General features: G+C 71.7%; 26 protein-coding genes and 1 tRNA gene. 20 read left to right on the forward strand and 7 right to left on the reverse strand.

Annotated features, from left to right (window positions below; all coding sequences use genetic code 11):
* The first annotated feature begins 46 nt into the window (after positions 1 to 46).
* The 6 genes from ACZ6CZ_RS00220 (at position 47) to ACZ6CZ_RS00245 (ending at position 4,284) form a co-directional block, all read left to right on the forward strand.
* On the forward strand, positions 47 to 1,480 hold the full coding sequence (locus ACZ6CZ_RS00220) for an amino acid permease (protein ID WP_469012246.1): 1,434 nt from the start codon (positions 47 to 49) through the stop codon (positions 1,478 to 1,480).
* A 147-nt stretch (positions 1,481 to 1,627) separates the two neighbouring features.
* On the forward strand, positions 1,628 to 2,050 hold the full coding sequence (locus ACZ6CZ_RS00225) for a M67 family metallopeptidase (protein ID WP_469012251.1): 423 nt from the start codon (positions 1,628 to 1,630) through the stop codon (positions 2,048 to 2,050).
* Positions 2,051 to 2,178: 128 nt separating this feature from the next.
* Entirely contained in the window at positions 2,179 to 2,274 is a 96-nt protein-coding gene (locus tag ACZ6CZ_RS00230) for a putative leader peptide (protein ID WP_469012254.1), read from the forward strand.
* A gap of 114 nt (positions 2,275 to 2,388) precedes the next feature.
* The gene (locus ACZ6CZ_RS00235) at positions 2,389 to 2,667 is read left to right on the forward strand and encodes a MoaD/ThiS family protein (RefSeq protein WP_469012259.1); all 279 of its coding nucleotides are present in this window, start codon (positions 2,389 to 2,391) and stop codon (positions 2,665 to 2,667) included.
* Positions 2,668 to 2,684: 17 nt separating this feature from the next.
* Entirely contained in the window at positions 2,685 to 3,635 is a 951-nt protein-coding gene (locus tag ACZ6CZ_RS00240) for a PLP-dependent cysteine synthase family protein (RefSeq protein WP_469012263.1), read from the forward strand.
* A gap of 142 nt (positions 3,636 to 3,777) precedes the next feature.
* Positions 3,778 to 4,284 (forward strand): hypothetical protein, encoded by a 507-nt coding sequence (locus ACZ6CZ_RS00245; protein ID WP_469012266.1) that lies wholly within the window; start codon positions 3,778 to 3,780, stop codon positions 4,282 to 4,284.
* 42 nt (positions 4,285 to 4,326) lie between these two features.
* Here ACZ6CZ_RS00245 and ACZ6CZ_RS00250 read toward each other — a convergent pair whose 3' ends face one another.
* The gene (locus ACZ6CZ_RS00250) at positions 4,327 to 4,794 is read right to left on the reverse strand and encodes a type II toxin-antitoxin system PemK/MazF family toxin (RefSeq protein WP_469012269.1); all 468 of its coding nucleotides are present in this window, start codon (positions 4,792 to 4,794) and stop codon (positions 4,327 to 4,329) included.
* A 238-nt stretch (positions 4,795 to 5,032) separates the two neighbouring features.
* Between ACZ6CZ_RS00250 and ACZ6CZ_RS00255 the strand changes: the two genes are divergently transcribed.
* A complete protein-coding gene (locus ACZ6CZ_RS00255; RefSeq protein ID WP_469012272.1) occupies positions 5,033 to 5,785 on the forward strand; it encodes an MBL fold metallo-hydrolase in 753 nt (250 codons plus the stop codon).
* Between the two features lie 78 nt (positions 5,786 to 5,863).
* On the opposite strand, the gene ACZ6CZ_RS00260 is transcribed toward ACZ6CZ_RS00255, so the two are convergent.
* The gene (locus tag ACZ6CZ_RS00260; RefSeq protein WP_469012275.1) at positions 5,864 to 7,129 is read right to left on the reverse strand and encodes a PTS transporter subunit EIIC; all 1,266 of its coding nucleotides are present in this window, start codon (positions 7,127 to 7,129) and stop codon (positions 5,864 to 5,866) included.
* Positions 7,130 to 7,358: 229 nt separating this feature from the next.
* Positions 7,359 to 8,660: a PTS transporter subunit EIIC gene (locus tag ACZ6CZ_RS00265; protein WP_469012279.1), complete on the reverse strand. Its 1,302-nt coding sequence runs from the start codon at positions 8,658 to 8,660 to the stop codon at positions 7,359 to 7,361.
* Positions 8,661 to 8,847: 187 nt separating this feature from the next.
* Here ACZ6CZ_RS00265 and ACZ6CZ_RS00270 point away from each other — a divergent pair, with 187 nt between their 5' ends.
* The 4 genes from ACZ6CZ_RS00270 to rdgB all read left to right on the forward strand — a co-directional run bounded on the left by ACZ6CZ_RS00270 (position 8,848) and on the right by rdgB (position 11,075).
* Positions 8,848 to 9,081, forward strand: a complete 234-nt coding sequence (locus tag ACZ6CZ_RS00270) for a PTS sugar transporter subunit IIB (protein ID WP_469012283.1) — start codon at positions 8,848 to 8,850, stop codon at positions 9,079 to 9,081.
* Positions 9,082 to 9,158: 77 nt separating this feature from the next.
* Positions 9,159 to 9,896 carry a ribonuclease PH gene (gene rph / locus ACZ6CZ_RS00275; protein ID WP_469012286.1) on the forward strand — a complete coding sequence of 246 codons (738 nt, stop codon included), beginning with the start codon at positions 9,159 to 9,161 and terminating at the stop codon, positions 9,894 to 9,896.
* A gap of 146 nt (positions 9,897 to 10,042) precedes the next feature.
* A complete protein-coding gene (locus tag ACZ6CZ_RS00280) occupies positions 10,043 to 10,450 on the forward strand; it encodes a hypothetical protein (RefSeq protein ID WP_469012288.1) in 408 nt (135 codons plus the stop codon).
* Between the two features lie 22 nt (positions 10,451 to 10,472).
* The gene (gene rdgB, locus ACZ6CZ_RS00285; RefSeq protein WP_469012294.1) at positions 10,473 to 11,075 is read left to right on the forward strand and encodes an RdgB/HAM1 family non-canonical purine NTP pyrophosphatase; all 603 of its coding nucleotides are present in this window, start codon (positions 10,473 to 10,475) and stop codon (positions 11,073 to 11,075) included.
* A 54-nt stretch (positions 11,076 to 11,129) separates the two neighbouring features.
* Here rdgB and ACZ6CZ_RS00290 read toward each other — a convergent pair.
* Positions 11,130 to 11,214: transfer RNA gene (locus ACZ6CZ_RS00290), tRNA-Leu, on the reverse strand.
* Positions 11,215 to 11,288: 74 nt separating this feature from the next.
* Positions 11,289 to 11,756 (reverse strand): thioredoxin-dependent thiol peroxidase, encoded by a 468-nt coding sequence (gene bcp / locus ACZ6CZ_RS00295; protein ID WP_469012297.1) that lies wholly within the window; start codon positions 11,754 to 11,756, stop codon positions 11,289 to 11,291.
* A 93-nt stretch (positions 11,757 to 11,849) separates the two neighbouring features.
* Between bcp and ACZ6CZ_RS00300 the strand changes: the two genes are divergently transcribed.
* The gene (locus tag ACZ6CZ_RS00300) at positions 11,850 to 12,179 is read left to right on the forward strand and encodes a DUF3618 domain-containing protein (RefSeq protein ID WP_469012300.1); all 330 of its coding nucleotides are present in this window, start codon (positions 11,850 to 11,852) and stop codon (positions 12,177 to 12,179) included.
* A gap of 58 nt (positions 12,180 to 12,237) precedes the next feature.
* On the forward strand, positions 12,238 to 12,597 hold the full coding sequence (locus ACZ6CZ_RS00305) for a GroES family chaperonin (RefSeq protein ID WP_469012303.1): 360 nt from the start codon (positions 12,238 to 12,240) through the stop codon (positions 12,595 to 12,597).
* Between the two features lie 94 nt (positions 12,598 to 12,691).
* Here the strand turns inward: ACZ6CZ_RS00305 and ACZ6CZ_RS00310 are convergent, their stop codons facing one another.
* Positions 12,692 to 15,091, reverse strand: a complete 2,400-nt coding sequence (locus tag ACZ6CZ_RS00310) for a transglycosylase domain-containing protein (RefSeq protein WP_469012306.1) — start codon at positions 15,089 to 15,091, stop codon at positions 12,692 to 12,694.
* A 203-nt stretch (positions 15,092 to 15,294) separates the two neighbouring features.
* Between ACZ6CZ_RS00310 and ACZ6CZ_RS00315 the strand changes: the two genes are divergently transcribed.
* The 4 genes from ACZ6CZ_RS00315 to ACZ6CZ_RS00330 all read left to right on the forward strand — a co-directional run bounded on the left by ACZ6CZ_RS00315 (position 15,295) and on the right by ACZ6CZ_RS00330 (position 18,821).
* The gene (locus ACZ6CZ_RS00315; RefSeq protein ID WP_469012309.1) at positions 15,295 to 16,095 is read left to right on the forward strand and encodes an ABC transporter permease; all 801 of its coding nucleotides are present in this window, start codon (positions 15,295 to 15,297) and stop codon (positions 16,093 to 16,095) included.
* A 76-nt stretch (positions 16,096 to 16,171) separates the two neighbouring features.
* On the forward strand, positions 16,172 to 17,014 hold the full coding sequence (locus ACZ6CZ_RS00320) for an ABC transporter permease (protein WP_469014333.1): 843 nt from the start codon (positions 16,172 to 16,174) through the stop codon (positions 17,012 to 17,014).
* Positions 17,015 to 17,017: 3 nt separating this feature from the next.
* Positions 17,018 to 18,013 carry an ABC transporter ATP-binding protein gene (locus ACZ6CZ_RS00325; RefSeq protein WP_469012311.1) on the forward strand — a complete coding sequence of 332 codons (996 nt, stop codon included), beginning with the start codon at positions 17,018 to 17,020 and terminating at the stop codon, positions 18,011 to 18,013.
* A gap of 34 nt (positions 18,014 to 18,047) precedes the next feature.
* Positions 18,048 to 18,821 (forward strand): DUF1707 SHOCT-like domain-containing protein, encoded by a 774-nt coding sequence (locus ACZ6CZ_RS00330; RefSeq protein ID WP_469012312.1) that lies wholly within the window; start codon positions 18,048 to 18,050, stop codon positions 18,819 to 18,821.
* Positions 18,822 to 18,881: 60 nt separating this feature from the next.
* Here ACZ6CZ_RS00330 and ACZ6CZ_RS00335 read toward each other — a convergent pair whose 3' ends face one another.
* On the reverse strand, positions 18,882 to 20,216 hold the full coding sequence (locus ACZ6CZ_RS00335) for an SGNH/GDSL hydrolase family protein (RefSeq protein ID WP_469012315.1): 1,335 nt from the start codon (positions 20,214 to 20,216) through the stop codon (positions 18,882 to 18,884).
* Positions 20,217 to 20,383: 167 nt separating this feature from the next.
* Between ACZ6CZ_RS00335 and ACZ6CZ_RS00340 the strand changes: the two genes are divergently transcribed.
* The 3 genes from ACZ6CZ_RS00340 to ACZ6CZ_RS00350 all read left to right on the forward strand — a co-directional run bounded on the left by ACZ6CZ_RS00340 (position 20,384) and on the right by ACZ6CZ_RS00350 (position 24,059).
* A complete protein-coding gene (locus ACZ6CZ_RS00340) occupies positions 20,384 to 21,844 on the forward strand; it encodes a DUF445 domain-containing protein (protein WP_469012319.1) in 1,461 nt (486 codons plus the stop codon).
* A gap of 51 nt (positions 21,845 to 21,895) precedes the next feature.
* Positions 21,896 to 23,389 carry an MFS transporter gene (locus tag ACZ6CZ_RS00345; protein ID WP_469012323.1) on the forward strand — a complete coding sequence of 498 codons (1,494 nt, stop codon included), beginning with the start codon at positions 21,896 to 21,898 and terminating at the stop codon, positions 23,387 to 23,389.
* Positions 23,390 to 23,633: 244 nt separating this feature from the next.
* Positions 23,634 to 24,059: an Hsp20/alpha crystallin family protein gene (locus ACZ6CZ_RS00350; protein ID WP_469014334.1), complete on the forward strand. Its 426-nt coding sequence runs from the start codon at positions 23,634 to 23,636 to the stop codon at positions 24,057 to 24,059.
* Positions 24,060 to 24,180: the final 121 nt, after the last annotated feature.

Below are 24,180 nucleotides of genomic sequence, written 5' to 3' on the forward strand. Positions count from 1 at the left end.
CGGCCGACGAAAGGCCCGGGTCGGCATGGAGAAAGGCGCACCACACATGACCTCTTCGAAGGTCACCGACGAGGTTGCCGGCGACACCCCCGAAGAGGGGTACGAGCGCGGGCTCGGCAGCCGTCAGGTCCAGATGATCGCGATCGGCGGCGCCATCGGCGTCGGCCTGTTCCTGGGTGCCGGGGCGAACATCGCCAAGGCCGGACCCAGCCTCATCCTGATGTACGCCCTCGCGGGCGTCATCATCTTCTTCATCATGCGGGCGCTCGGCGAGCTGCTCCTGTACCGCCCGGTGTCGGGCTCCTTCGCGGAGTACTCCCGCGAGTTCCTCGGCCCGTTCTTCGGCTACTTCACCGGCTGGACGTACTGGCTGATGTGGGTGGTGACCGGCATGGCCGAGCTGACGGCCGCCGCGATCTACGTCCACTACTGGTTCCCGTCGGTCCCGCAGTGGGTGACGGCCCTGGTCTTCCTGGTCGTCCTGTTCGTGGCCAACCTGATCTCGGTGAAGCTGTTCGGCGAGATCGAGTTCTGGTTCTCGATGGTCAAGGTCACCGCCCTGATCGGCATGATCGTGATCGGCCTCGGCGTGCTCACCTTCGGCTTCAGCGCCGCCGGTGACACCGCCTCCGTCGCCAACCTCTGGCAGTTCGACGGCTTCTTCCCCAAGGGCATCGGCTCCTCCCTGATGACCCTCCAGGGCGTGATGTTCGCCTACCTCGCCGTCGAGCTGGTCGGCGTCACCGCGGGCGAGTCCGAGAACCCCGAGAAGACCCTCCCCAAGGCGATCAACACCCTGCCCTGGCGCATCGCGCTGTTCTACGTCGGCGCGCTCACCGTCATCCTGTGCGTGGTGAAGTGGACCGAGTTCGCGCCGGGCGTCAGCCCGTTCGTGAAGGCCTTCGCCATGATCGGCATCCCGGCCGGCGCCGGCATCGTCAACTTCGTGGTCCTCACCGCGGCCCTGTCGTCCTGCAACTCCGGCATGTACTCCACCGGCCGCATGCTGCGCACCCTGGCCGACAACGGCGAGGCGCCCCGGGTCTTCTCGAAGCTGTCGTCCACCAAGACCCCGGCCCTCGGCATCACCGTCTCGGTGCTGTTCATGGGAATCGGCGTGGTCCTGAACTACGTCGTCCCGGAGAAGGCCTTCGGCTACGTCACCTCCGTCGCCACCGCGGCCGGCATCTGGACCTGGCTGATGATCCTGGTGAGCCACGTGCGCTACCGCCGCGCGGTGGTCGCCGGCCGGCTGCCCGCCTCGTCCTTCCCGGCGCCGGGCGGCGCGGTCTGCTCGTACATCGCCATCGTCTTCCTGCTCTTCGTCACCGGCCTCATCGCCTACGACGCCGACTCCCGGGTCTGCCTGTACGTGATGGCGGTCTGGGCGGTCGCCCTCGGCATCGGCTGGCTGGTGCTCAAGGCCCGCACGCCGGAGATCGCCGACCGGCGCGAGCCGGAGCTGGAGAAGGTGGGCTGAGACCACCGGGGAGGCTGCTCCCCTGGACGTCCGGGCCGCCGGAGCACTCGTGGCGCGGCCGGCGGCCGCCGCTCAGGGCGTCCATCATCCGGGCCGTCCCGTACCACACCTCGGTACGGGACGGCCCGCCCGCTTATCCTGACCCCCATGCTGACCATCACCCAGGCCCTGTACGACCAGATCGTCGCCCACGCGCGCGAGGACCACCCCGACGAGGCGTGCGGCGTGGTCGCCGGACCGGTGGGCGCCGGCCGCCCCGAGCGGTTCATCCCGATGCTGAACGCGGCCCGCTCGCCCACCTTCTACGAGTTCGACTCGCAGGACCTGCTCAAGCTCTACCGCGACATGGACGACCGCGACGAGGAGCCGGTGGTCATCTACCACTCCCACACCGCGACCGAGGCGTACCCCTCCCGCACCGACATCGGCTACGCCAACGAGCCCGGCGCCCACTACGTCCTGGTCTCCACCGCCGACACCGACGGCCTCGGCGACTTCCAGTTCCGCTCCTTCCGCATCCTCGACGGCGAGGTCACCGAGGAGGAGGTCCGGATCGTGGATGCCTACTGAGCGGTCAACCCGGTCCACCGGGACGTCATGCCCAGCTCAGCGCGGTGCTGACCACCCTTCGGTCGGAATCCATCCAGCATGCGAGATCACATTCCGGGACCCGGACCGGGAATCGATACGATGAGCCCATGGTTCTGAACGACGTGAGCGAGAAGGCGCCGGGCGTGCTGCTCGTGGCGCGGCTGCACGTCGACCTGTGCAGGCTCAGCAGCGCCATCTGTTGACGCAGCCCCACGGCCGTGGAGCCGCGGGCGCCCCCTCGAGCACGGGAGCCCGGGGGGACCACCACGGCGCGCACACACCGAATCGACGAACCCATCCGACAGGAGTCCGCAACCATGGCCATCGAGGTCCGCATCCCCACCATCCTCCGCCAGTACACCGACGGTCAGAAGGCGGTGGAGGGCAGTGGTGAGACGCTCGCCGACCTGTTCGCCGACCTCGAGACCCGGCACGCGGGCATCCAGGGCCGTATCGTCGACAACGGCCAGCTGCGCCGGTTCGTCAACGTGTACCTGAACGACGAGGACGTCCGCTTCGTCGACGGCATCACCACCAAGCTGTCCGACGGCGACACCGTGACCATCCTGCCGGCCGTGGCCGGCGGCATGGTCTGAGCGGTCGCTGACCAGCCATGCGCTACGACTCCCCGCTGGCCGCGGTGGGCAACACCCCTCTGGTGCGCCTGCCGCGGCTGTCGCCGTCCGCCGAGGTCCGCATCTGGGCCAAGCTGGAGGACCGCAACCCGACCGGCTCGGTCAAGGACCGCCCCGCGCTCCACATGATCGAACAGGCCGAGAAGGACGGCCGGTTGACCCCGGGCTGCACCATCCTGGAGCCGACCTCCGGCAACACCGGCATCTCGCTGGCCATGGCCGCCAAGCTCAAGGGCTACCGCATGGTGTGCGTGATGCCCGAGAACACCTCGCAGGAGCGCCGGGACCTGCTGGGCATGTGGGGCGCCGAGATCATCTCCTCGCCCGCGGCGGGGGGCTCCAACACCGCCGTGCGCGTGGCCAAGGAACTGTCCGCCGAGCACCCCGACTGGGTGATGCTCTACCAGTACGGCAACCCGGACAACGCCGGCGCCCACTACGCCACCACCGGCCCCGAGATCCTGGCCGACCTGCCCTCGATCACCCACTTCGTCGCGGGCCTGGGCACCACCGGCACCCTGATGGGCGTCGGCCGCTACCTGCGCGAGCACCGGCCGGACGTACGGATCGTCGCCGCCGAGCCCCGCTACGACGACCTCGTCTACGGCCTGCGCAACCTCGACGAGGGCTTCGTGCCGGAGCTGTACGACGCGTCCGTCCTCACCACCCGCTTCTCGGTCGGCTCGGCCGACGCGGTCACCCGCACCCGTGAACTCCTCCAGCAGGAGGGCATCTTCGCGGGCGTCTCCACCGGCGCCGCCCTGCACGCGGCGATCGGCGTCGCCAACAAGGCACTCAAAGCGGGCGAGAGCGCCGACGTCGTCTTCGTCGTGGCCGACGGCGGCTGGAAGTACCTCTCCACCGGCGTCTACACCGCCGCCACCACGGAAGAGGCCATCGCCACCCTCCAGGGCCAGCTCTGGGCCTGACCGCCGCGGCGGACCCCGGCGGTCCCGCACGCCGGGCGGGCGCGTGCGGGACGGGCGGGACGGGCGGGATCCGTCCGCGCCGCTGACACGTCACATCTGCATCAGGGGCCGGCAGCCCGGCCACGGCAGAGAGGCGGAACCCATGCCCCGTACGGCACTGCACCGCACCACCCTTCCGGCCGTCGCGGCGGCGCTGCTCCTCGCGGGCTGCGGCGCGGAGAACTCCGGGAAGGCCGGGAACACCGACCCGGGCGCGGGCGGCACCGCGGTCTCCCCGTCCGCGGTCTCCCCGTCCGCGGCCTCCCCCTCCCGCTCACCGGGCGCCGCGGGATGCGTCGGCTCGGCCGAGCTGACCGCCGCCGACGACGGACGTACGGTCTGCCTGGCCGAGGGCGGCCGGCTCCGGCTCACCCTGGACGGCACCCGCCAGCGCCCCTGGCAGCCGGTCGCGCTGCGCGGCGGCGCACTGCGGGCCGGCAACCCGGGCCTCGTCCTGCGGCCCGGCGACGCGAGCGCGGCCTACGAGGCGGTGGCGCCCGGCACCGCGCGGCTGACGTCCTCCCGCCCGATGTGCGCCGAACCCACCGCCCCGGGGCAGGTGTCCTGCAAAGGCGTCCAGGAGTGGACGGTCACCGTACGGGTGCGGTGACCGGCCCGGACCGGTGCGGCCGGCGCGCGGACGGGGCGGGGCTCAGCGCGTGAGGTGGCGCACCTGGTCCCACAGCACCGGGTCCACCACGCCCACCCGCCGCCGGAACTCCCACACCGGGACCTGGCGCAGCTCGTCGGTCTGCAGGAAGCTCGGCCGGCCCTGGGCGTCGCCGACCGAGCCGGGCGGGAGCGGGATCACCCCGGAGCGCTCGTCGTGGTACTTGCTGGTGATCTTCGCGACCGTCGCCCGGTTGCCGCGCACGGCCAGCACCAGGCACGGCCGGTCCTTGGCGCCGGGCCCGTCCTCGTAGGGCACGTTGGCCCACCAGATGTCCCCCGGGTGCGGCCGCGCCGCCCGCGTCCCCGGCCGTCCGGGCCCCGCCGGCGGTCGCAGCCTGCCCCGCGGGCGGCGCGGTGGGCGGTGGCCCCGCCCCCAGCCGTCGACGAGCGTGGCGACCAGCGCGAGCAGGACCACCGCCGCGAGCGCGAGCCACCATGACGTGTCCATACGGACGACGTTACCGGCGCGCGCCTTTCCATGCGCGCCCTCTGCTCACCCTTACGCGCCCAGGGTCCAGCCGAACCGGTGACACCACAGGTGAGTTCGCCCACAACGGCCCCTGGCGGAGGAGCGACCGGTCCTCTCGCGCCTTACGCTCGACGGACCGCACGACCCCCCTGCCCGACCCCTGTCTCCGCTCCCCGCCCCCCGCCCAACGGATTCCGCCAACGGAGGTTTCTGGTTCATGAAGCTCACCGTCGTCGGCTGCTCGGGGTCGTTCCCGTCCGCGGAATCGGCCTGCTCGAGCTACCTCGTCGAGGCCGACGGCTTCCGGCTGCTCCTCGACATGGGCAACGGCGCCCTCGGCGAGCTGCAGCGCCACTGCGGTCTCTACGACCTCGACGCGATCTTCCTGAGCCATCTGCACGCCGATCACTGCATCGACATGTGCGCGTACTTCGTGGCGCGTTACTACCGCCACGACGGCGGCCGCTGCGCGCCTCTGCCGGTCTACGGCCCCGAGGGCACCGAGCACCGGCTGACGACGGCCTACGCCGACACGCCCACCGCCTCCTCCATGAGCGAGGTCTTCGACTTCCACACGGTGAAGCCGTCGACGTTCGACATCGGGCCGTTCACCGTGCACACCGAGCGGGTCCGCCACCCGGTGGAGGCGTACGGCATCCGCATCGAGCACGGCGGGACCTCCCTGACGTACTCCGGCGACACCGGCGTCACCGACGCGCTGGACTCGCTGGCCCGCGACACCGACCTGTTCCTGTGCGAGGCCGCGTTCACACACGGCAAGGAGAGCATCCCCGACCTGCACCTCAACGGCCGCGAGGCGGGGGAGACGGCGGCCCGCGCGGGCGCCCGGCGCCTGGTCCTCACCCACATCCCGCCGTGGACCGACCCGCAGGCCAACCTCCGCGACGCCCGCGCGGTGTTCACCGGCCCGGTGGACCTGGCGGCGCCGCGCGCGGTGTACGAGATCTGACGTTCCCGCTTCCGCGACGACGAGGGCCCGGTCCGCACGGACCGGGCCCTCGTCGTCGGCGAGACCGCAGCGGTGAGGCTACTTGGCCTCCGCCTTCTGCAGTTCGGCGAGTTCCTCGTCGGACTCGCGGCCCGGCGTGGGCAGGTTGAACTTGATGATGGCGAAGCGGAAGACGACGTAGTAGACGACCGCGAAGCACAGACCGACCAGGACGAGACCCCACGGGTTGGTGGCGATGCCCAGGTTGAGCCCGAAGTCGATCGCGCCCGCCGAGAAGCCGAAGCCGTCCTTCATACCGAGCGACCAGGTCAGTGCCATCGAGACACCGGTGAGGACCGCGTGGATGCCGTACAGGACCGGTGCGATGAACATGAAGGTGAACTCGATGGGCTCGGTGACACCGGTGAAGAAGGACGTCAGGGCCAGCGAGAACATCATGCCGCCGACGACCTTGCGGCGCTCGGGGCGGGCGCAGTGCACGATTGCGAGACAGGCGGCCGGCAGCGCGAACATCATGATCGGGAAGAAGCCGGTCATGAACTGACCGGCGGTCGGGTCGCCGGCCAGGAAGCGCCCGATGTCACCGCTCTTGCCGTGGTACTCGCCCGCCTGGAACCAGGGGAAGGAGTTCAGCAGGTGGTGCATGCCGATCGGGATCAGCGCACGGTTGGCGACACCGAAGATGCCCGCGCCCACCGCACCCGACCCGACCAGCCACTCACCGAAGTTGTGCAGACCCGTGCCGAGGACCGGCCAGATGTAGCCGAAGACGATGCCGATGACGAGACCCGCCAGCGCCGACAGGATCGGGACGAGGCGGCGGCCGCCGAAGAAGCCCGCCCAGTCGGGCAGCTTGGTGCGGTAGAAGCGCTGGTAGAGCAGCGCCACGACGAGGCCCATCACCACGCCGCCGAGGACCTTGGCGTCCACCGGGGCGTTCACCAGGACGACCTTGCCGTCGGCGACGGTCGCCACCTTGGGCAGGCTCTTGTCGGTGAACGTGCCGAGGACGTTCTTGAAGACCAAGTAGCCGACGACCGCCGCGAGGGCCGTGGAGCCGTCCGACTTCTTCGCGAAACCGATCGCGATGCCGACCGCGAAGAGCAGCGGCATGTTGTCCAGGATCGCGTTTCCACCGGCCGCCATGAAGGAGGCTATTTTGGTGAGGAACGCCGGGTATTCAGGGCGACCCAGCATGTCGGTGTTGCCGAGGCGCACCAGGAGGGCGGCGGCGGGCAGCACGGCGACCGGCAGCATGAGGCTGCGGCCGATGCGCTGGAGCACCGCCATGGCCCCTGCGCCCTTCTTCTTCTCAGCCGCGGGCGCGGCGCTGACCGTGGTCACACGTTCCTCCATCGGGCAAGGCGCCGCCCGGGAACCATGAAAGGGGACGGCAGCGTCTCTGGTCTACACCACTCAGTGGTGTAGACCTGTTGTAGCACGATGGGACCGGTATAAGGAACCCGTGAAATCAGCAACCGGAGCGCTACGCCCCGTGCTGGCCGGGGGGTCTCGGCAGGCATGACGAAGGGCCCCCGGAATCACCCTCCGGGGGCCCGGCGGCCGTGCGGTGTCAGACCTTGGAGACGTCCTCGACGTCCTCCGCCGGCTCCCGTCCCGGGGTCTTCAGGTCGAACCTGGTGATCGCGAAGCGGAAGACGGCGTAGTACACGGCCGCGAAGCACAGCCCGATCGGGATCATCGCCCACGGCCTGGTCGCCAGGTTCCAGTTGATGACGTAGTCGATGAGGCCGGCCGAGAAGCTGAAGCCGTCGTGCACCCCCAGCGCCCAGGTCACCGCCATCGACACACCCGTCAGCAGCGCGTGCACCGCGTAGAGCAGGGGCGCGACGAACAGGAAGGAGTACTCCAGCGGCTCGGTGATGCCCGTGACGAACGACGTCAGCGCCACCGAGAGCATCAGGCCCCCGATCTCCTTGCGGCGGTGCGGCTTGGCGCAGTGGGTCATCGCCAGCGCCGCAGCGGGCAGCGCGAACATCATGATCGGGAAGAAGCCCGAGGTGAACTGCCCCGCGTCCGGGTCGCCCGCGAGGAACATGTTGATGTCGCCGTGCACCGGGCTGCCGCCGGGCGGCGTGTAGGTGCCGAACTGGAACCAGATGGGCACGTTGAGGAACTGGTGCAGCCCGATGACGAGCAGCGCCCGGTTGGTGAGCCCGAAGATGCCCGCGCCCCACGACCCCGCGTCCCGCAGCCAGTGGCTGAAGCTCTCCAGCGCGCTGCCGATCGGCGGCCACACCCACAGGCACAGCGCGGCGAAGACGATGGCGACGAACGCCATGATGATGGGCACCAGCCGCCGGCCGTTGAAGAAGCCGAGCCAGTCCACCAGCCGGGTGCGGTGGTAGCGGGCCCAGAAGAAGGCGGAGAGCAGGCCCATGACGATGCCGCCGAAGACCCCGGGGTTCTGGTAGGTGAACGCCGTGACCGACCCGTCCTGGACCTGGCAGCCGACCTCCCCGACGGCCTTCGAGCCGCCCGGGCAGTCCAGCGGGAACTGGTGCAGCACGGAGAAGTAGACGAGGAAGCCCGCCACCGCCGCCAGCGCCGTCGAGCCGTCGGACTTCTTCGCCATGCCGATCGCGACGCCGACGCAGAACAGCAGCGGGAGCCCCAGGGAGCCGTCGAGCAGCGCGCCGCCCGCCCCCTTCATCACCCGCGAGACGTCCGTCCAGCCCAGCCCCTCGGAGCCGAACACGTCCGGCTGGCCGAGCCGGTTGAGGATGCCCGCCGCCGGGAGCACCGCGATGGGCAGCTGGAGGGAGCGGCCCATCTTCTGCAACCCCTGGAACAGGGTGTGCCACCGCTGCCGCGCGGGACCGGCCGGCCGCACGGCACTGCTGTCGGCGCTCATGGGGCGTCCTCCCGGTCCGGTCGACTGGGACGCGGTTTGGCGACCGCCCCCACGGTGGTGTAGACCAGCTGGCGGACGGTACCGCTGTCGTGATCGCCATCATTCGGCACGGACGGCACGACCGCTCGCGAAGTTGGGCCAACTGTGGGTTACTGCGACAAAGCGGTTCGGATCAGGGAGAGGGAACATGGCCAGCAAGGCTGAGAAGATCGTCGCCGGGCTCGGGGGCATCGACAACATCGAGGAGATCGAGGGCTGCATCACGCGGCTGCGCACCGAGGTCGCCGATCCCTCGCTCGTCGACGAGGCCGCCCTGAAGGCCGCCGGCGCCCATGGCGTCGTCAGGATGGGCACCGCCATCCAGGTCGTCATCGGCACCGACGCCGACCCGATCGCCGCGGAGATCGAAGACCTGATGTGAGCGCACCCGCTCACCCGTGAAGGGGCTCCTCCCACCGCGGGAGGGGCCCTTCGCGCAGGTGCCGCTAGGCTCACCGCATGTCTCGAATCGACGGCCGCACCCCCGAACAGCTCCGCCCCGTCACCATCGAACGCGGGTGGAGCAAGCACGCCGAGGGCTCCGTCCTCATCTCCTTCGGCGACACCAAGGTCTTCTGCACCGCCTCGGTCACCGAAGGCGTCCCCCGCTGGCGCAAGGGCAGCGGCGAGGGCTGGGTCACCGCGGAGTACTCCATGCTGCCCCGCGCCACCAACACCCGCGGCGACCGCGAGTCCGTCCGGGGCAAGATCGGCGGCCGCACGCACGAGATCAGCCGCCTCATCGGCCGCTCGCTGCGCGCGGTCATCGACTACAAGGCGCTCGGCGAGAACACCATCGTCCTCGACTGCGACGTCCTCCAGGCCGACGGCGGCACCCGCACCGCCGCCATCACCGGCGCCTACGTCGCCCTCGCCGACGCCGTCGCCTGGGCGCAGGGCCGCAAGTTGGTCAAGGCCGGCCGCCGGCCGCTGACCGGCACGGTCGCCGCCGTCTCCGTCGGCATCGTCGGCGGTGTCCCGCTGCTGGACCTCTGCTACGAGGAGGACGTCCGCGCCGACACCGACATGAACGTCGTCTGCACCGGCGACGGCCGCTTCGTCGAGGTCCAGGGCACCGCGGAGGCCGAGCCCTTCGCCCGCGCGGAACTCGACGCCCTGCTCGACCTGGCCGTCACCGGCTGCACCGAACTCGCCACCGTCCAGAACGCCGCGCTCGCGACCACCCTGGAACGGTGAGGGAGCCCACCGGGAAGTAAAGGGCCGGCCAAGCCGCGGCCGGGTGCGAGGCAACCCGGCCGCCCTCCCACGCGTCCTAGACGACACGGGCGTACGGCCCACCACCGTGCGCCCGGCCAGTCGGAGAACGGGGAGGGAACCCAACCATGGCCGCCAGCCGACGTCGACGCCACGGCCGTACGACCGCCATCGCCGCCGCCGTCGCGGCCGCCGCGCTCACCGCCGGGCTGACCACCGGCTGCGACGCCGTCGACACCGCCCTGGACTGCGTGCAGACCGCCGACGCCATCGCCGACAGCGTCACCGGCCTCCAGCAGGCGGTGGAGAACGCCGCCGACGACCCCACGCAGACCGACACCTCGCTGGACACCATCGACAAGAACCTGCGCAAGATCGGCGACCAGACCGACGACGCCGACGTCAACAAGGCGGTCGACGACCTGCGCAAGGCCGTCGCCGACGTCCGCACGGCCGTCCGCGACGGCGACGACACCCCGGACGTCACCCCGGTCACCGACGCGGCGGGCGAACTCACCAAGGTCTGCACCCCCTGAGCCGCGCTGGATACTGGTGGGCATGACGCGCCTGATCCTCGCCACCCGCAACGCCGGAAAGATCACCGAACTCCGGGCGATCCTCGCCGAAGCGGGCCTGCCCCACGAACTGGTGGGAGCCGACGCCTTCCCCGACGTCCCCGACGTCAAGGAGACGGGCGTGACCTTCGCCGAGAACGCCCTGCTGAAGGCCCACGCACTGGCCCGCGCGACCGGGCTGCCCGCCGTGGCCGACGACTCCGGCCTCTGCGTCGACGTGCTGGGCGGCGCGCCCGGCATCTTCTCCGCCCGCTGGGCCGGCCGGCACGGCGACGACCGGGCCAACCTCGACCTGCTGCTCGCCCAGCTCTCCGACATCGGCGACGGGCACCGCGGCGCGTTCTTCGCCTGCGCCGCCGCCCTCGCCCTGCCCGACGGCACCGAGCGGGTCGTCGAGGGACGGCTCCCGGGCACCCTGCGGCACGCCCCCGCCGGCACCCACGGCTTCGGCTACGACCCCATCCTCCAGCCGGAGGGCGAGTCGCGGACCTGCGCGGAGCTGACCCCGGGGGAGAAGAACGCGATCAGCCACCGCGGGAAGGCCTTCCGCGCGCTGGTGCCGGTGGTGCGCGAACTGCTGGGCTGAGCCGCACACGACAACGGCCTGCGTATCGAACCTTCGATTCGCAGGCCGTTCCTGTGCGGCGGAAGGGATTCGAACCCTCAAGCCCGGTCAAGGGCCACAGATCCTAAGTCTGCTGCGTCAGCCGTTGCGCCACCGCCGCCGACGCCTGCCATCGTACCGGTCGGGCGCGCGGCGTCGGGCGGGGGTGGCGGGCAGTACTGGGGACCCCGTTCCTCAGATCCCCAGGTCCTTGATGATCTTGGCGACGTGGCCCGCCGCGCGGACGTTGTACAGGGCGCGCTCGACCTTGCCCTCCTCGTCCACGACGACCGTGGAGCGGATGACGCCGAGGTAGGTCCTGCCGTAGTTCTTCTTCTCGCCGAACGCGCCGTAGGCCTCCAGGACCTTCTTGTCGGGGTCCGCGAGCAGCGTGACCTTCAGCGACTCCTGGTCGCGGAACTTCGCCAGCTTCTCCGGCTTGTCGGGGGAGACGCCGATGACGTCGTAGCCCGCGCCGGCCAGGACGTCGAGGTTGTCGGTGAAGTCGCAGGCCTGCTTGGTGCAGCCCGGGGTCAGGGCCGCCGGGTAGAAGTAGACGATGACCTTGCGGCCCCTGCGGCCGGACAGGGACACCTCGTTGCCGTCGGCGTCGGGAAGGGTGAAGTCGGGGGCCACGTCACCGGGCTGGAGTCGCTCGCTCATCGCTCCAGCGTAACGGGGGGTGGTGACAGCGCGCCGGAGCGGGAAGCTGACAGACTGACCGCAACAGCATCAGCAGACTTCGGAGGCCGTACGGTGGCGGACACGTCGGACACCAGAACCCCGGCGCAGATCGAGGCGGACATCAAGCGCCGCAGGGACGTGCTGGCCGAGACACTCGACGAGATCGGGGTGCGGGTGCACCCGAAGACGATCGTCGGGGATGCCAAGGCCAAGGCCGTGGCCCAGGTCGACCACACCCTCGGGCGGGCCTACGTCCAGGTCAACCGGGCCGTCACGCAGGTGCGGGCCCGGTTCGTCGACGAGAAGGGCGCGCCCCGGCTGGAGCGGGTGGTGCCCGTCGCCCTGGCCGTCGTCGGGGTGGCGGGGCTGCTCGTCCTGAACAGCCGGCGACGCAAGCGGTAGAACGACGGACGGCGACCCGGCGGCGTCCGGGCGGGGCGGAGACAGGTAGGTTCACAGGGTGAGCGCCAACAGAAACGAGCACAGCACCCCCCGGCACGACAAGCTGCCCATCCGGATGCTGCACGACCGGGTCCTCGTCCGGCAGGAGACCGGCGAGGGCGAGCGCCGGTCGGGCGGCGGCATCCTGATCCCCGCCACGGCGGCGGTCGGGCGGCGGCTGGCCTGGGCCGAGGTCGTCGCGGTGGGGCAGAACGTACGGACCGTCGAGCCCGGCGACCGCGTCCTGTTCGACCCCGAGGACCGTGCCGAGGTCGAGGTGCGGGGCGTGGCCTACGTGCTCATGCGCGAGCGGGACCTGCACGCCGTGGCCGCGGACCGGTTCGAGGGGTCGCAGGACTCCACGGGCCTGTACCTGTAGCGGCGGCGGATCGCGCCTGCGACGGCGGTGCGGGGGCGGTGACCGTGGTCACCGCCCCCGCACCGCCGTCTTCGTCATGTCCGGGGAGGACCCGTCACTGGCGGCGGCCGGTGCCCTGCGGTCCCGCGGCGGTGCCCGCCGCCGTCCCGCCGCCCGGCGCACCGCCCGTGGCACCGCCGGTGGTGGCGCCGCCGTCGTCCGTGCCCGCGGTGGCGGTGCCGCCGGTGGTGGCGCCGTCCGTGGTGGCGCCCCCGCCGGTGGCCGTCCCGCCGTCCGCCGTCGCGCCGCCGTCGCCGGTGGTGCCGTCCGTCGTCCCGCCGTCGTCCGTGGTCGCGCCGCCGTCGGTCGTGCCACCGCCGTCCGTGGCACCGCCGCCGGTCGTGCCGCCGCCGTCCGTGGTGACGCCGGTGGTGCCGCCGTCGTCCTGCCCGCCGTCGGTGCCCGGCGGGGTCGGAGCCTGCGTGCCGGGAGCCACGACGTCGGCGCCCTGCTGGAGCTGGAGGTCGAAGGTGCGCACCGGCTTCCCCTTCAGCGCCTCCTTCGTGTACTGCGCCCAGATCTCGGTGGGGGCGCCGCCGCCGTTGATCCGCGCCAGGCCCATCACGCCGTACAGCGGCTTGTGCTTGGCCGTCACCGGGTCCTGGCCCATCACGGACACCACCGTGGCCAGCTGCGGGGTGTAGCCCGCGAACCAGGCGGCGGTGTCCTCCTCGGCGGTGCCGGTCTTGCCGGCCGCCGGGCGGCCCGCGGCCTGTGCGCCGGTGGCGGTGCCGTTGTCGACGACGCTCTGCAGCACGGACGTGGTCGTGTCGGCGGCCTCCCGGCTGACGGCCTGCTTCGTGGCCGGGTGCGGCAGCTTCAGCGCCTCGCCGTCCTTGAGGACCTTGTCCACCAGCGTGTACGTGCCGTGCTTGCCGTGGTTGGCGAGCGTCGCGTACGCCTCCGCCATGTCCAGCACGCTCGCGGTGGCCGTGCCGAGCGCGATGGACGGGTAGGGCTTGAGGTCCGGGGTGGCGGCCGGGATGCCCAGGTCGACAGCCGTCTTCTTGACCTCTTCCGGACCGACGTCGACGGCCATCTGCGCGTACACCGCGTTCACCGACAGGTCGGTGGCCTTGCGCACGGTGATCTCGCCGTACGAGCGGAAGTCCTCGTTCTCCGGGGCGTACCCGCCGCCGCTCCAGCCCTCCACCGGGCGCTTGTTGGTGCCGTCGTAGTAGGTGTTCGGGGTGATGGTCCGGCCGTCCTGGGTGGTCGAGCCGTTCTGCACCGCCGAGGTGAACACGAACGGCTTGAACGTCGAGCCGACCTGGAAGTCCCCGCGGGTCGCGCCGTTGGTGTACTGCTTGACGTAGTCGATGCCGCCGTACAGCGCGACGACCCCGCCGGTCTTCGGGTCGACGGAGGCGCCGCCCGCGCGGACGTAGGAGTCGGCCTTGCGCGCCTTCGGGTCCAGCTTGGACATCAACCGGTCGTTCACCGCGTCGACCAGCGCGTCCTGCCGCTTCTTCTGGAGCGTGGTGGTGATGCGGTAGCCGCCCGCGGCCAGCTCGTCCGCGTCCACGATGCCGTTGCTGGTGAGGTAGTGCTTCACCGCCTCGACGAGGTAACCGCGCTGCCCGGACAGGCCGGTGGAGACCGTCTGCTGCTTCGGCATGGGGAACTCGAGACCGGCCCGCCGGCTCTGGCTGAGCCAGCCCTTCTTGACCATGCCGTCCAGCACGTAGTTCCAGCGGGCCAGCGCCGCCGCCTTGTTCTCCGGGTGGGCGACGACGTCGTACTCGCTGGGCGCGTTGACCAGCGCGGCCAGGTACGCGGCGCGGGCCGGGTCCAGGTCGGTGGCGTCCCGGCCGTAGTAGGCCTGGGCGGCGGCCTGGATGCCGTAGGCGTTGCGGCCGAAGTAGCTGGTGTTGAGGTAGCCCTCGAAGATCTCGTGCTTGGACTTCTCGCGGTCCAGCTTGATCGCGATGAAGAACTCCTTGGCCTTGCGCGTGACCGTCTGCTCCTGCGCCAGGTAGTAGTTCTTCACGTACTGCTGGGTGATCGTCGAACCGGACTGGGTGCCCTTGCCGGTCGAGGTGTTCCAGGCGGCCCGGATCATCGCCTTGGGGTCGACGGCGGACTCCGTGTAGAAGTCGCGGTCCTCGGCGGCCAGGACGGCGTGCTGGGCGTCCGTGGAGATCTGCGCCAGGGAGACGCTCTCCCGGTTGACCGTGCCGTCCCGGGCCAGCTGGGAGCCGTCCGCGTAGAGGTAGACGTTGCTCTGCTTCACGGCGAGCGCGTTGGCCGACGGGATCTTCACCAGCGAGTAGCCGATGAAGAACGCCCCGATGATCAGCAACACCCCGATCACGAAGGTGCCGAGCACCATCCGCCAGGTGGGAACGACCCGGCGCCAGCCGGTGCGCCGGGGCCGTCCGGCCTTCGTCGCCCCGCCCCCCGGTGCCCCGGACCCGACCCCGGTCGGCTGCTGCGGCTTCGGCTCGTCACTCATCTCGTGCACGGACTCCTGTTTCGCGTCGTACGTTCCCGTACGCCCTCGTACGCCTTCTGCGCCCCCTGTTGAAGACTCTCGCACCCTGCGTTCCGTTCCCGGAATCCCGGCGCGCTTCCGGCCGGAAAATGCGTGGCCGCCGGCCTCAGCGCCGCACTAGGCTCCTGCGCTTCGGTGTCGGGCGGTCCGGGAGGTCGGTTGGCGTGGGCGCGGGACGGTTGTACCTGGCCGTCGCGGCGGGGGGATTCAGACGGTACGCGACCTATCGGGCGGCCACGGCGGCAGGGGTGTTCACCAACACCGTCTTCGGGCTGATCCTGGTGTACACCTACCTCGCCCTGTGGGACGAACGGCCGCACCTCGGCGGTTACGACCAGGCACAGGCCGTGACCTACGTGTGGCTCGGGCAGGCGCTGCTGTCCACGCTCGCCATCGGCGGCGGCGGTGTCGAGGACGAGATGATGGAACGCATCCGCACGGGGGACATCGCCGTCGACCTGTACCGGCCCGCCGACCTCCAGCTGTGGTGGCTCGCGGCCGACCTGGGACGCGCCTGCTTCCAGCTGCTCGGCCGGGGCGTGGTCCCCTTCCTCTTCGGCGTCCTGTTCTTCCAGGCGGCGCTGCCCCCGGACGCGGGCACCTGGCTCGCCTTCCTCGTCGCCGTGCTGCTGGCGATGCTGGTCGGCTACGGCCTGCGGTTCCTGATCGCGCTGAGCGCGTTCTGGCTGCTGGACGGCGCGGGGGTCGCCCAGATCGGCTGGCTGGCCGGGTTCTTCTGCTCGGGCATGCTGCTGCCGCTGAACGTCTTCCCGGGCGCCCTGGGCGACGTCGTGCGGCTGCTGCCGTGGTCCGCGCTGCTCCAGGCGCCGGCGGACGTCCTGCTCGGGGACGCCGACCCGTTCGCCACCTACCTCTTCCAGGCCGCCTGGGCGGCGGTGCTGCTGGGCACCGGCCGGCTCGTGCAGTCGGCGGCGACGCGCCGGGTGGTGGTCCAGGGTGGCTGAGACGGGCGGAGCCCGCACCGGACCGCCGGGCGGCGGGGCGCGGGGCGGGGTGGGCGACGGGGCGCTGGGCAGCGGGATGCGCGACGGGCTGCCGGGCAGCGGGGTGTGGGGCAGGGTGCGCGACGGGATGCGGGCCTACCGGCTGATCGCCGGCATGTGGATCCGCTCCACGATGGCCTACCGCACCTCCTTCGCCGTCACCGCCTTCGGCAACTTCGCGGCGACCTTCCTCGACTTCGTCGCCATCATGCTGATGTTCTCCCGGGTGGACGCGCTCGGCGGCTACACCCTGCCCGAGGTCGCCTTCCTCTACGGCCTGTCCAGCACCTCCTTCGGCCTCGCCGACCTGATCCTCGGCTCCATGGACCGGCTGGGCCGCCGGGTGCGCGACGGCACGCTGGACACCCTGCTGGTCCGCCCGGCACCGGTGCTGGCCCAGATGGCCGCCGACCGGTTCGCGCTGCGGCGGCTGGGCCGGGTCACCCAGGGCGCGCTGGTGCTGGGCTGGGCACTGACCCGCCTCGACCTCGACTGGACCCCGCTCAAACTGCTGCTGATGCCGGTCATGCTGATCAGCGGCTGCGGCATCTTCTGCGCGGTGTTCGTGGCGGGCGCGGCCTTCCAGTTCGTGGCCCAGGACGCCTCCGAGGTGCACAACGCCTTCACCTACGGCGGCACCACGCTGCTGCAGTACCCCCCGACCGTCTTCGGCCAGGACCTGGTGCGCGGGGTCACCTTCGTGCTGCCGCTGGCCTTCGTCAACTGGCTGCCGGCGACCTACGTCCTCGGCCGGCCGTATCCGCTCGGGCTGCCGGCGTGGGCGGCGTTCGTGTCCCCGGCGGTGGCGGCCGGGTGCTGCGCGCTGGCCGGGCCCGCCTGGCGGACGGGACTGCGTTCATACCGGAGCACAGGGAGCTAGCACATGCCGGACGGCGGCCACGACGACAGGTTCATCGAACTCGACCGGGTGGAGAAGGTCTTCGACGTACGCCGCAGGACCGGGTTCCTCAGACGGGAGCGGCGGCAGGTGCGGGCGGTCGACTCGCTCTCCTTCACCGTGCCGCGCGGCGAGATGGTCGGCTACATCGGCCCCAACGGCGCCGGCAAGTCGACCACGGTCAAGATGCTCACCGGCATCCTGACCCCCAGCGGCGGCCGCCTGCGCGTGGCCGGCATCGACCCCGCCCGCGAACGGGCCCGCCTCGCCCACCGCATCGGGGTGGTGTTCGGCCAGCGCACCACCCTGTGGTGGGACCTGCCGCTGCTCGACTCCTACCGGCTGGTCCACCGCATGTACCGCATCCCGGACGCCCGGTACCGCGAGAACCTCGAGCGCTGCGTGGACCTGCTCGAACTCGGCGACCTGCTGGACGTACCCGTCCGCCAGCTCTCCCTCGGCCAGCGGATGCGCGGCGACATCGCGGCCGCCCTGCTGCACGACCCCGAGGTGCTCTACCTCGACGAGCCGACCATCGGCCTGGACGTCGTCTCCAAGGCCAAGGTGCGGGGATTCCTGCGGCAGTTGAACGCCGAGCGCGGCACCACGGTCCTGCTCACCACCCACGACCTCCAGGACATCGAGCAGCTGTGCTCCCGGGTGATGGTGATCGACCACGGCCGGCTGGTGTACGACGGCCCGCTCGCCGGGCTGCACGAGGCCGCCGAGGGTGAACGCACCCTGGTGGTGGACCTGGAGCGGGAACTGCCGCCCGTCCAGGTGCCGTCGGCGCGCGTGGTGAAGGTGGAGGGCCCGCGGCAGTGGCTGGCCTTCCCGGCCTCCGCCTCGGCGGCCCCGCTGGTCGCGCGGATCGCCGCGGAGTACCCGCTGGTGGACCTGTCGGTGCGCGAGCCGGACATCGAGGCCGTCATCGCCACCCTCTACGCGGGCGGCGGGGTCGCCGGCCGGCCGATCTCATAGCCGCGGGGCCGGAGTTGCTCGTAGGCTGCTGCCCATGACCGACGATGCCGCGGAGCTGCGCGCCTCCGACGCCGATCGCGAACGGGTTGCCGAGGTCCTGAGGGACGCCGTCGCCGAAGGGCGCCTGGACATGGGGGAGTTCGAGGAACGGCTGGAGGAGACCTACCGGGCCCGCACCTACGCGGAGCTGGCGCCGATCACCCGCGACCTGCCCGGGCCGGGAGCGGTGCCGCCGCCGGTCGTGTCGATGACCAAGGAGCCCGCGCCCCAGGACGGCTGGGCCGCCCGGATCGTGGGCGGCTCCGGGTCCTCGTCGAGCGCGATCGCCATCATGTCCGGCTTCGAGCGCAAGGGCCGCTGGACGGTGCCGAAGCGGTTCTCCTGCTTCGCCTTCTGGGGCGGCGGCGAGATCGACCTGCGCGAGGCGAACTTCGCGGACCGCGAGGTCGAGATCAACTGCGTCGCCATCATGGGCGGGTTGCAGGTCACCGTGCCGCCCGGGGTCGAGGTCGTGGTACGCGGAGTCGGCGTCATGGGCGGCTTCGACGACCTCGCGGACGCCGCGCCCGGCGAACCGGGCGCGCCGCGGGTGATCGTCAGCGGCTTCGCCTTCTGGGGCGGCGTCGGCATCGAGCGCAAGGTGACCCGGGCGGAACGGGCCCGCCTGAAGGAGCAGCGGCGTCAGGAACGCCTGGAGCAGCGGGAGTCCCGCCGGGAGCTGCGCGGCTCCCGCAGGGATCGCACGGACCGCACGGACGGCCGCGGCGGGCGGGAGCGGCAGCGGGAACACCGGCACGGGGAGCGCTGAGCACGCCGCGACCGTATGCGGGGCCGCTGAGCGGGCGCCGGGGCGCCCCCGCGCCCCGGTCTACAGCTCCGCCTGTCCCGCGCCCTTCAGCGACCGCAGGTCGAAGACCTCCGCCATCCGGGCGAAGCCGCGGTCGCTGGGGTGCAGGTGGTCCCCGGAGTCGTAGTCGGCGCGCAGCCGGCTCGGGTCGTAGGGGTCCCGCAGCGCCCGGTCGAAGTCGGCGACGGCGTCGTACACCCGTCCGGCCCTGATCTCGGCGTTGATCCGCTGCCGGACCGCCTCCCGGGCGGGCGTGGCGCCCCGGTGGCCGCCGAAGGGCATCAGCGTGGTGCCGACGACCTTCAGCCCGCGGGCGTGCGCCCGGCGGACCAGGGCGCGCAGCCCGTCGGTGACCTTCACCGGGTCGGCGAGTTCGGGGTTGCGCAGGATGTCGTTGATCCCGAGGTCGACGACGACGACCCGGACGTTGGTCCGGCCGAGAACGTCCCGTCCGAAGCGACCGAGGCCGCTCTGGTTCTCGGCGGGCCGCCCCAGGCCGTCCGCGAGGACCTGGTTGCCGCTGATGCCCTCGTTGACCACGCTGTAGCGGGGCAGCCGCCCGCCGCCCGCGACGGCCGTGTGCAGCCGCTCGGCGAGGACGTCGGTCCAGCGCCGGTTCGCGCCCTCGGTGGAGGTGATGCCGTCGGTGATGGAGTCGCCGAGGACGACGACCGTGCCGTCGGCCTCGTTGCTCAGCACGTCGAGGCCCGTCAGATACCGCCAGTACGGTGTCGGTTCGGTGTACGCGGCGCCGCCGGTGTCCTCGGTGCGGTCCCCGTCGGCGACGTACGACACCTGCCGGGCGTGCGGGTGGTAGGTGACCGGGCCGGACGGGGTGGGGGAGTAGGTGGTGACCAGCACGTCGGAGTCGCGCGGGATCCGGATGCGTACGGCGTCGCTCAGCACCTGGCCGCCGGGCGGGAGGACGACGCCGGTGGAGCCGTCGAAGGTGAGGCGCCGCATGGTCCGCTCGGCGGCCGCCGCGGTGCCGTCGCCGGCCGCGAGGGCGAGCGAGGCGTGCGTGATGGTCAGCGGCGACTGGCCGTAGAGATTGGACAGCGTGATGCGGGCACTCGTACCACCGGCGCTCGCGTGCACGACGTTGCGCACGGACCGGCCCGCCATGCCGTCCGTCTCGGTGCCGGGCTCACCGCCCACCGGCGCGGTGGACCAGGAGCCGACCCAGGTACCGGTCGAGACGGGGGCCGCGGCGGAGTCGCGAGGGGGGCGGTTGTCGGCGAGGGTGTCGCGTGAGGTGCCGTCGTCGGCCGCCACCCCGATGCGGATGGCGGTGGACAGGGCCACCACCAGCGCGACGAGCGCGCCCAGCAGGGCGAACCCCTGACGCTTGGTCATACGTGTGCAGTTCTCCTCGGGAGACGGGAGCCCGAGGCTCCGATCCGGTCAGCCCATGATGCGTCATGTGGCTGGGCGGGGCTGACAGGACCCTGACCAAAACCCCCGGACATACAGACGCCGGGAACTCCTGTTCCGTTCCGGGAGTCGGTCAGGAAGGGACAATTGTGTGCGGGATCACCGAACGGGTGGAGCTGATGGAACCAACGGGAACAGAACCGACGGGAACGGGACGGACGGGAGGGGGACCGACTCCCGCGGAGACCCCGGCCGCGCGGGCGACCGGGGCCGGGACAGCCGGGGCTGGGGCGGCCGGGGCCGGGGCGGGCGCGGCGGCGGGCGGTCCCGCGGCCTCCTACCGCACCATGACCGCCTTCACCCCCGCCGACGAGGAGCGCCGGCGGGGCGTGCGGCGGATGAAACTCACGGCGACCGGCCTGCTGCTGTTCGTGGCGGTGGTCTACGTCCTCGCCACCTGGGCGTCGCACGCGGGCGCGGGCCGCTGGAGCGAGTACGTGGCGGCCGCCGCCGAGGCGGGCATGGTCGGCGCGCTCGCCGACTGGTTCGCCGTCACGGCCCTCTTCCGCCACCCCATGGGCCTGCCCATTCCGCACACCGCCATCATCCCCACCAAGAAGGACCAGCTCGGCATCTCGCTCGGCGAGTTCGTCGGCGAGAACTTCCTCTCCCGGGACGTCGTGCGCCAGCGGCTGCGCGCCGTCGGCATCGGCAGCCGGCTGGGCGCGTGGCTCGCCGAACCGGAACACGCCGACCGGGTGACGGCCGAACTGGCGACCGCCCTCAGGGGCGCCCTGGCCGTGCTGCGCGACTCCGACGTGCAGGCGGTCGTCGGTGAGGCCATCACCCGGCGGGCCGACGCCCAGGAGATCGCTCCCGGCATCGGCAAGATGCTGGAGCGGGTCGTCGCCGACGGCGGGCACCGGCGCGTGGTGGACCTGGTGGTGGGCCGGGCGCACGACTGGCTGGAGCTGCACCGCGGCGACGTGATGGTCGCCGTGGAGGGCGGCGCCCCCGGCTGGACCCCGCGCTTCGTCGACCGGCGGGTCGGCGAACGCGTCTACAAGGAACTGCTGCGCTTCGTCACCGAGATGCGGGACATGCCCTCCCACCCCGCGCGCGGCGCCCTCGACCGCTTCCTCACCGACTTCGCCTCCGACCTCCAGTCCGACACCGACACCCGGGCCCGGGTGGAACGGCTCAAGGGCGAGGTGCTGGGCCGCGGCGAGGTGCAGGACCTGATCGCCTCCGCCTGGACCGCCGTACGCTCCATGATCGTCACCGCTGCCGAGGACGAGCGCAGCGAGCTGCGGCTGCGGGTGCGCGCCTCCCTGCTCTCCCTCGGCTCCCGGATGGCCGGCGACCCCAAGGTGCAGGACAAGGTGGACAGCTGGGTGGAGGGCGCCGCCGTGCACGTCGTGACGACGTACCGCAAGGAGATCACCTCCCTGATCACCGACACGGTGGCCGGCTGGGACGCCGAGCACACCACCCGCAAGATCGAGGCCCACATCGGACGCGACCTGCAGTTCATCCGGATCAACGGCACGGTGGTCGGCTCCCTGGCGGGGCTGGCGATCTACGCGCTGTCGCGGGGGCTCGGGGCGTGAAGGATCCGCCTCGGGGCACCCGGTTCCCGGCCTTCGACGTGGAGGGAGCCCATGAGTACAGCGGCGGCCGAGTCCGGCCGGACCATCACCACCCACATCCCCGCGCGGCTCGACCGACTGCCCTGGTCGCGCTGGCACTGGACGATCGTCATCGGCCTGGGGACCGTGTGGATCCTCGACGGCCTGGAGGTCACGGTCGTCGGCAACATCGCCAGCCGGCTCTCCGAGCCCGGCAGCGGCCTGTCGATCTCCTCCAGCCAGGTCACCGGCGTCGCCGCCGCCCTGTACGTGGCGGGCGCCTGCGTGGGCGCCCTGTTCTGGGGCCGGCTGACCGACCGCTTCGGCCGGAAGAAGCTGTTCATGATCACCCTGGCGGTGTACCTCGCGGCGACCGCCCTGACCGCGCTGTCCACCGAGGCCTGGTGGTTCTTCACCTTCCGGTTCCTGACCGGCTTCGGCATCGGCGGTGAGTACGCGGCCATCAACTCCGCGATCGACGAGCTGATCCCGGCCCGCTACCGCGGCCGCGTCGACCTGATCATCAACGGCAGCTTCTGGCTGGGCGCCGTCGGCGGCTCCCTGCTCTCCATCGTCGCGCTGAACACCGGCCTGCTGCCCGCGAACATCGGCTGGCGCCTGACCTTCGCGCTGGGCACGGTCCTGGCCCTGGTGATCCTCCTCGTGCGCCGGCACGTGCCGGAGAGCCCGCGCTGGCTGCTGATCCACGGCCGGGAGCGCGAGGCCGAGGAGATCGTCGCCTCCATCGAACAGCAGGTGGAGGAGGAGAAGGGCAAGCCGCTCGCCGAGGCGGAGGGCGAGCTGGAGATCCACCAGCGCAAGAGCGTCAGCTTCCTGGAGATCTCCCGCACCGTCTTCGGCCAGTACCGCAAGCGGGCCGCGCTCGGCTTCTCCCTCTTCATCGGCCAGGCGTTCCTGTACAACGCCATCACCTTCGGCTTCGGCGCCATCCTGACCAAGTTCTTCGACGTGCCGGCCGACCACACCGGGTACTACTTCGCGGTCATCGCCATCGGCAACTTCCTCGGCCCGCTGCTGCTGGGCAAGCTGTTCGACACGGTCGGCCGCCGGATCATGATCTCCTCCACCTACCTGCTCTCCGGCGTGCTCCTGTTCGGCACCGCCTGGCTGTTCGGCCGGGGCTCGCTCAGCGCGACCACCCTGACGGCATGCTGGTGCGTGGTGCTGTTCTTCGCCTCCGCGGGCGCCTCCAGCGCCTATCTGACCGTCTCCGAGATCTTCCCGATGGAGACCCGGGCGATGTCCATCGCCTTCTTCTACGCCCTCGGCACCGCCGCCGGCGGCATCAGCGGCCCCCTGCTGTTCGCGGACCTCACCAGCACCGGCAAGGTCGGCGACACGGTCCTCGCCTTCCAGATCGGCGCGGGGCTGATGTGCGCGGCCGGACTGGTCGCGGCGGCCCTCGCCGTACCGGCGGAACGCCGCTCCCTGGAGGACATCGCCCGCCCGCTGACGGCTGCCGCCGGAAAGGCGAAGCCGAAGGCGACGCCGTCGGCTACGGCGTAGAGGCATCAGACACCAGAGACAGACACCAAGTATCCGCAGGTCGGCCGCCTTGCCGGAGTTCGCACTCCGGGGAGGCGGCCGACCGCTGTGCCGGGGCTTCAGGTGGTGACGCGCCGGCCCGGCAACGGCGCTCCATCCTCTCCCCCCTCGAACCTGAGTCGAGGCTTGTCAAGTTTCCTCCCCTGAGCTATATAAGAAGACGTAGGGCATCGCACCCAGTTCCTGATGAGAGGAGTGACCCGTGATGCTCATGCGTACCGACCCGTTCCGCGAATTCGACCGACTCGCGCAGCAGGTCTTCGGCTCTGACGCCCGCCCCACCGCGATGGCCATGGACGCCTACCGCTCCGGGGACGACTTCCTGGTCCACTTCGACCTCCCCGGCGTCGACCCCGAGACGATCGAGCTGGACGTCGAGCGCAACGTCCTCAACGTCCGCGCCGAGCGCCGTTCCCCCGCCCCCGAGGGCGCCGAGCTGCTCGTCGCCGAGCGGGCCAGCGGCACCTTCACCCGCCAGCTCTTCCTCGGCGAGACCCTCGACACCGAGCGCATCGACGCCTCCTACGAGGCCGGTGTGCTGACGCTGCGCATCCCGGTGGCCGAGCAGGCCAAGCCGCGCCGCATCCAGATCACGGGCGGCGACAGCCCGCGCAGGCAGATCAGCGGCTGAGCGGATCAGCGGCCGACCGCGCCGCACCAGGGAGAAGCGCCCCGCGGGCCGACACCCCCCAAGCCGGCCCGCGGGACGAGGTCATCCAGGCCCGCCGCGGCCCAGGCGGCGGGCGGACCGG

It is taken from the genome of Streptomyces sp. NPDC041135 (assembly GCF_055592085.1).

Bases quoted from the DNA above. Each gene is read 5' to 3' on its own strand.
- ACZ6CZ_RS00255 (WP_469012272.1), top strand. From the start codon at position 5,033: ATGAAGCTCACCGTCGTCGGCTGCTCGGGGTCGTTCCCGTCCGCGGAA.
- ACZ6CZ_RS00320 (WP_469014333.1), top strand. From the start codon at position 16,172: ATGCGCGACGGGCTGCCGGGCAGCGGGGTGTGGGGCAGGGTGCGCGAC.
- ACZ6CZ_RS00230 (WP_469012254.1), top strand. From the start codon at position 2,179: ATGGTTCTGAACGACGTGAGCGAGAAGGCGCCGGGCGTGCTGCTCGTG.
- ACZ6CZ_RS00335 (WP_469012315.1), bottom strand. From the start codon at position 20,216: ATGACCAAGCGTCAGGGGTTCGCCCTGCTGGGCGCGCTCGTCGCGCTG.
- ACZ6CZ_RS00325 (WP_469012311.1), top strand. From the start codon at position 17,018: ATGCCGGACGGCGGCCACGACGACAGGTTCATCGAACTCGACCGGGTG.
- rdgB (WP_469012294.1), top strand. From the start codon at position 10,473: ATGACGCGCCTGATCCTCGCCACCCGCAACGCCGGAAAGATCACCGAA.
- rph (WP_469012286.1), top strand. From the start codon at position 9,159: ATGTCTCGAATCGACGGCCGCACCCCCGAACAGCTCCGCCCCGTCACC.
- ACZ6CZ_RS00350 (WP_469014334.1), top strand. From the start codon at position 23,634: ATGCTCATGCGTACCGACCCGTTCCGCGAATTCGACCGACTCGCGCAG.
- ACZ6CZ_RS00235 (WP_469012259.1), top strand. From the start codon at position 2,389: ATGGCCATCGAGGTCCGCATCCCCACCATCCTCCGCCAGTACACCGAC.
- ACZ6CZ_RS00345 (WP_469012323.1), top strand. From the start codon at position 21,896: ATGAGTACAGCGGCGGCCGAGTCCGGCCGGACCATCACCACCCACATC.
- ACZ6CZ_RS00245 (WP_469012266.1), top strand. From the start codon at position 3,778: ATGCCCCGTACGGCACTGCACCGCACCACCCTTCCGGCCGTCGCGGCG.
- ACZ6CZ_RS00280 (WP_469012288.1), top strand. From the start codon at position 10,043: ATGGCCGCCAGCCGACGTCGACGCCACGGCCGTACGACCGCCATCGCC.
- ACZ6CZ_RS00310 (WP_469012306.1), bottom strand. From the start codon at position 15,091: ATGAGTGACGAGCCGAAGCCGCAGCAGCCGACCGGGGTCGGGTCCGGG.
- bcp (WP_469012297.1), bottom strand. From the start codon at position 11,756: ATGAGCGAGCGACTCCAGCCCGGTGACGTGGCCCCCGACTTCACCCTT.
- ACZ6CZ_RS00220 (WP_469012246.1), top strand. From the start codon at position 47: ATGACCTCTTCGAAGGTCACCGACGAGGTTGCCGGCGACACCCCCGAA.
- ACZ6CZ_RS00330 (WP_469012312.1), top strand. From the start codon at position 18,048: ATGACCGACGATGCCGCGGAGCTGCGCGCCTCCGACGCCGATCGCGAA.
- ACZ6CZ_RS00270 (WP_469012283.1), top strand. From the start codon at position 8,848: ATGGCCAGCAAGGCTGAGAAGATCGTCGCCGGGCTCGGGGGCATCGAC.
- ACZ6CZ_RS00240 (WP_469012263.1), top strand. From the start codon at position 2,685: ATGCGCTACGACTCCCCGCTGGCCGCGGTGGGCAACACCCCTCTGGTG.
- ACZ6CZ_RS00225 (WP_469012251.1), top strand. From the start codon at position 1,628: ATGCTGACCATCACCCAGGCCCTGTACGACCAGATCGTCGCCCACGCG.
- ACZ6CZ_RS00265 (WP_469012279.1), bottom strand. From the start codon at position 8,660: ATGAGCGCCGACAGCAGTGCCGTGCGGCCGGCCGGTCCCGCGCGGCAG.
- ACZ6CZ_RS00250 (WP_469012269.1), bottom strand. From the start codon at position 4,794: ATGGACACGTCATGGTGGCTCGCGCTCGCGGCGGTGGTCCTGCTCGCG.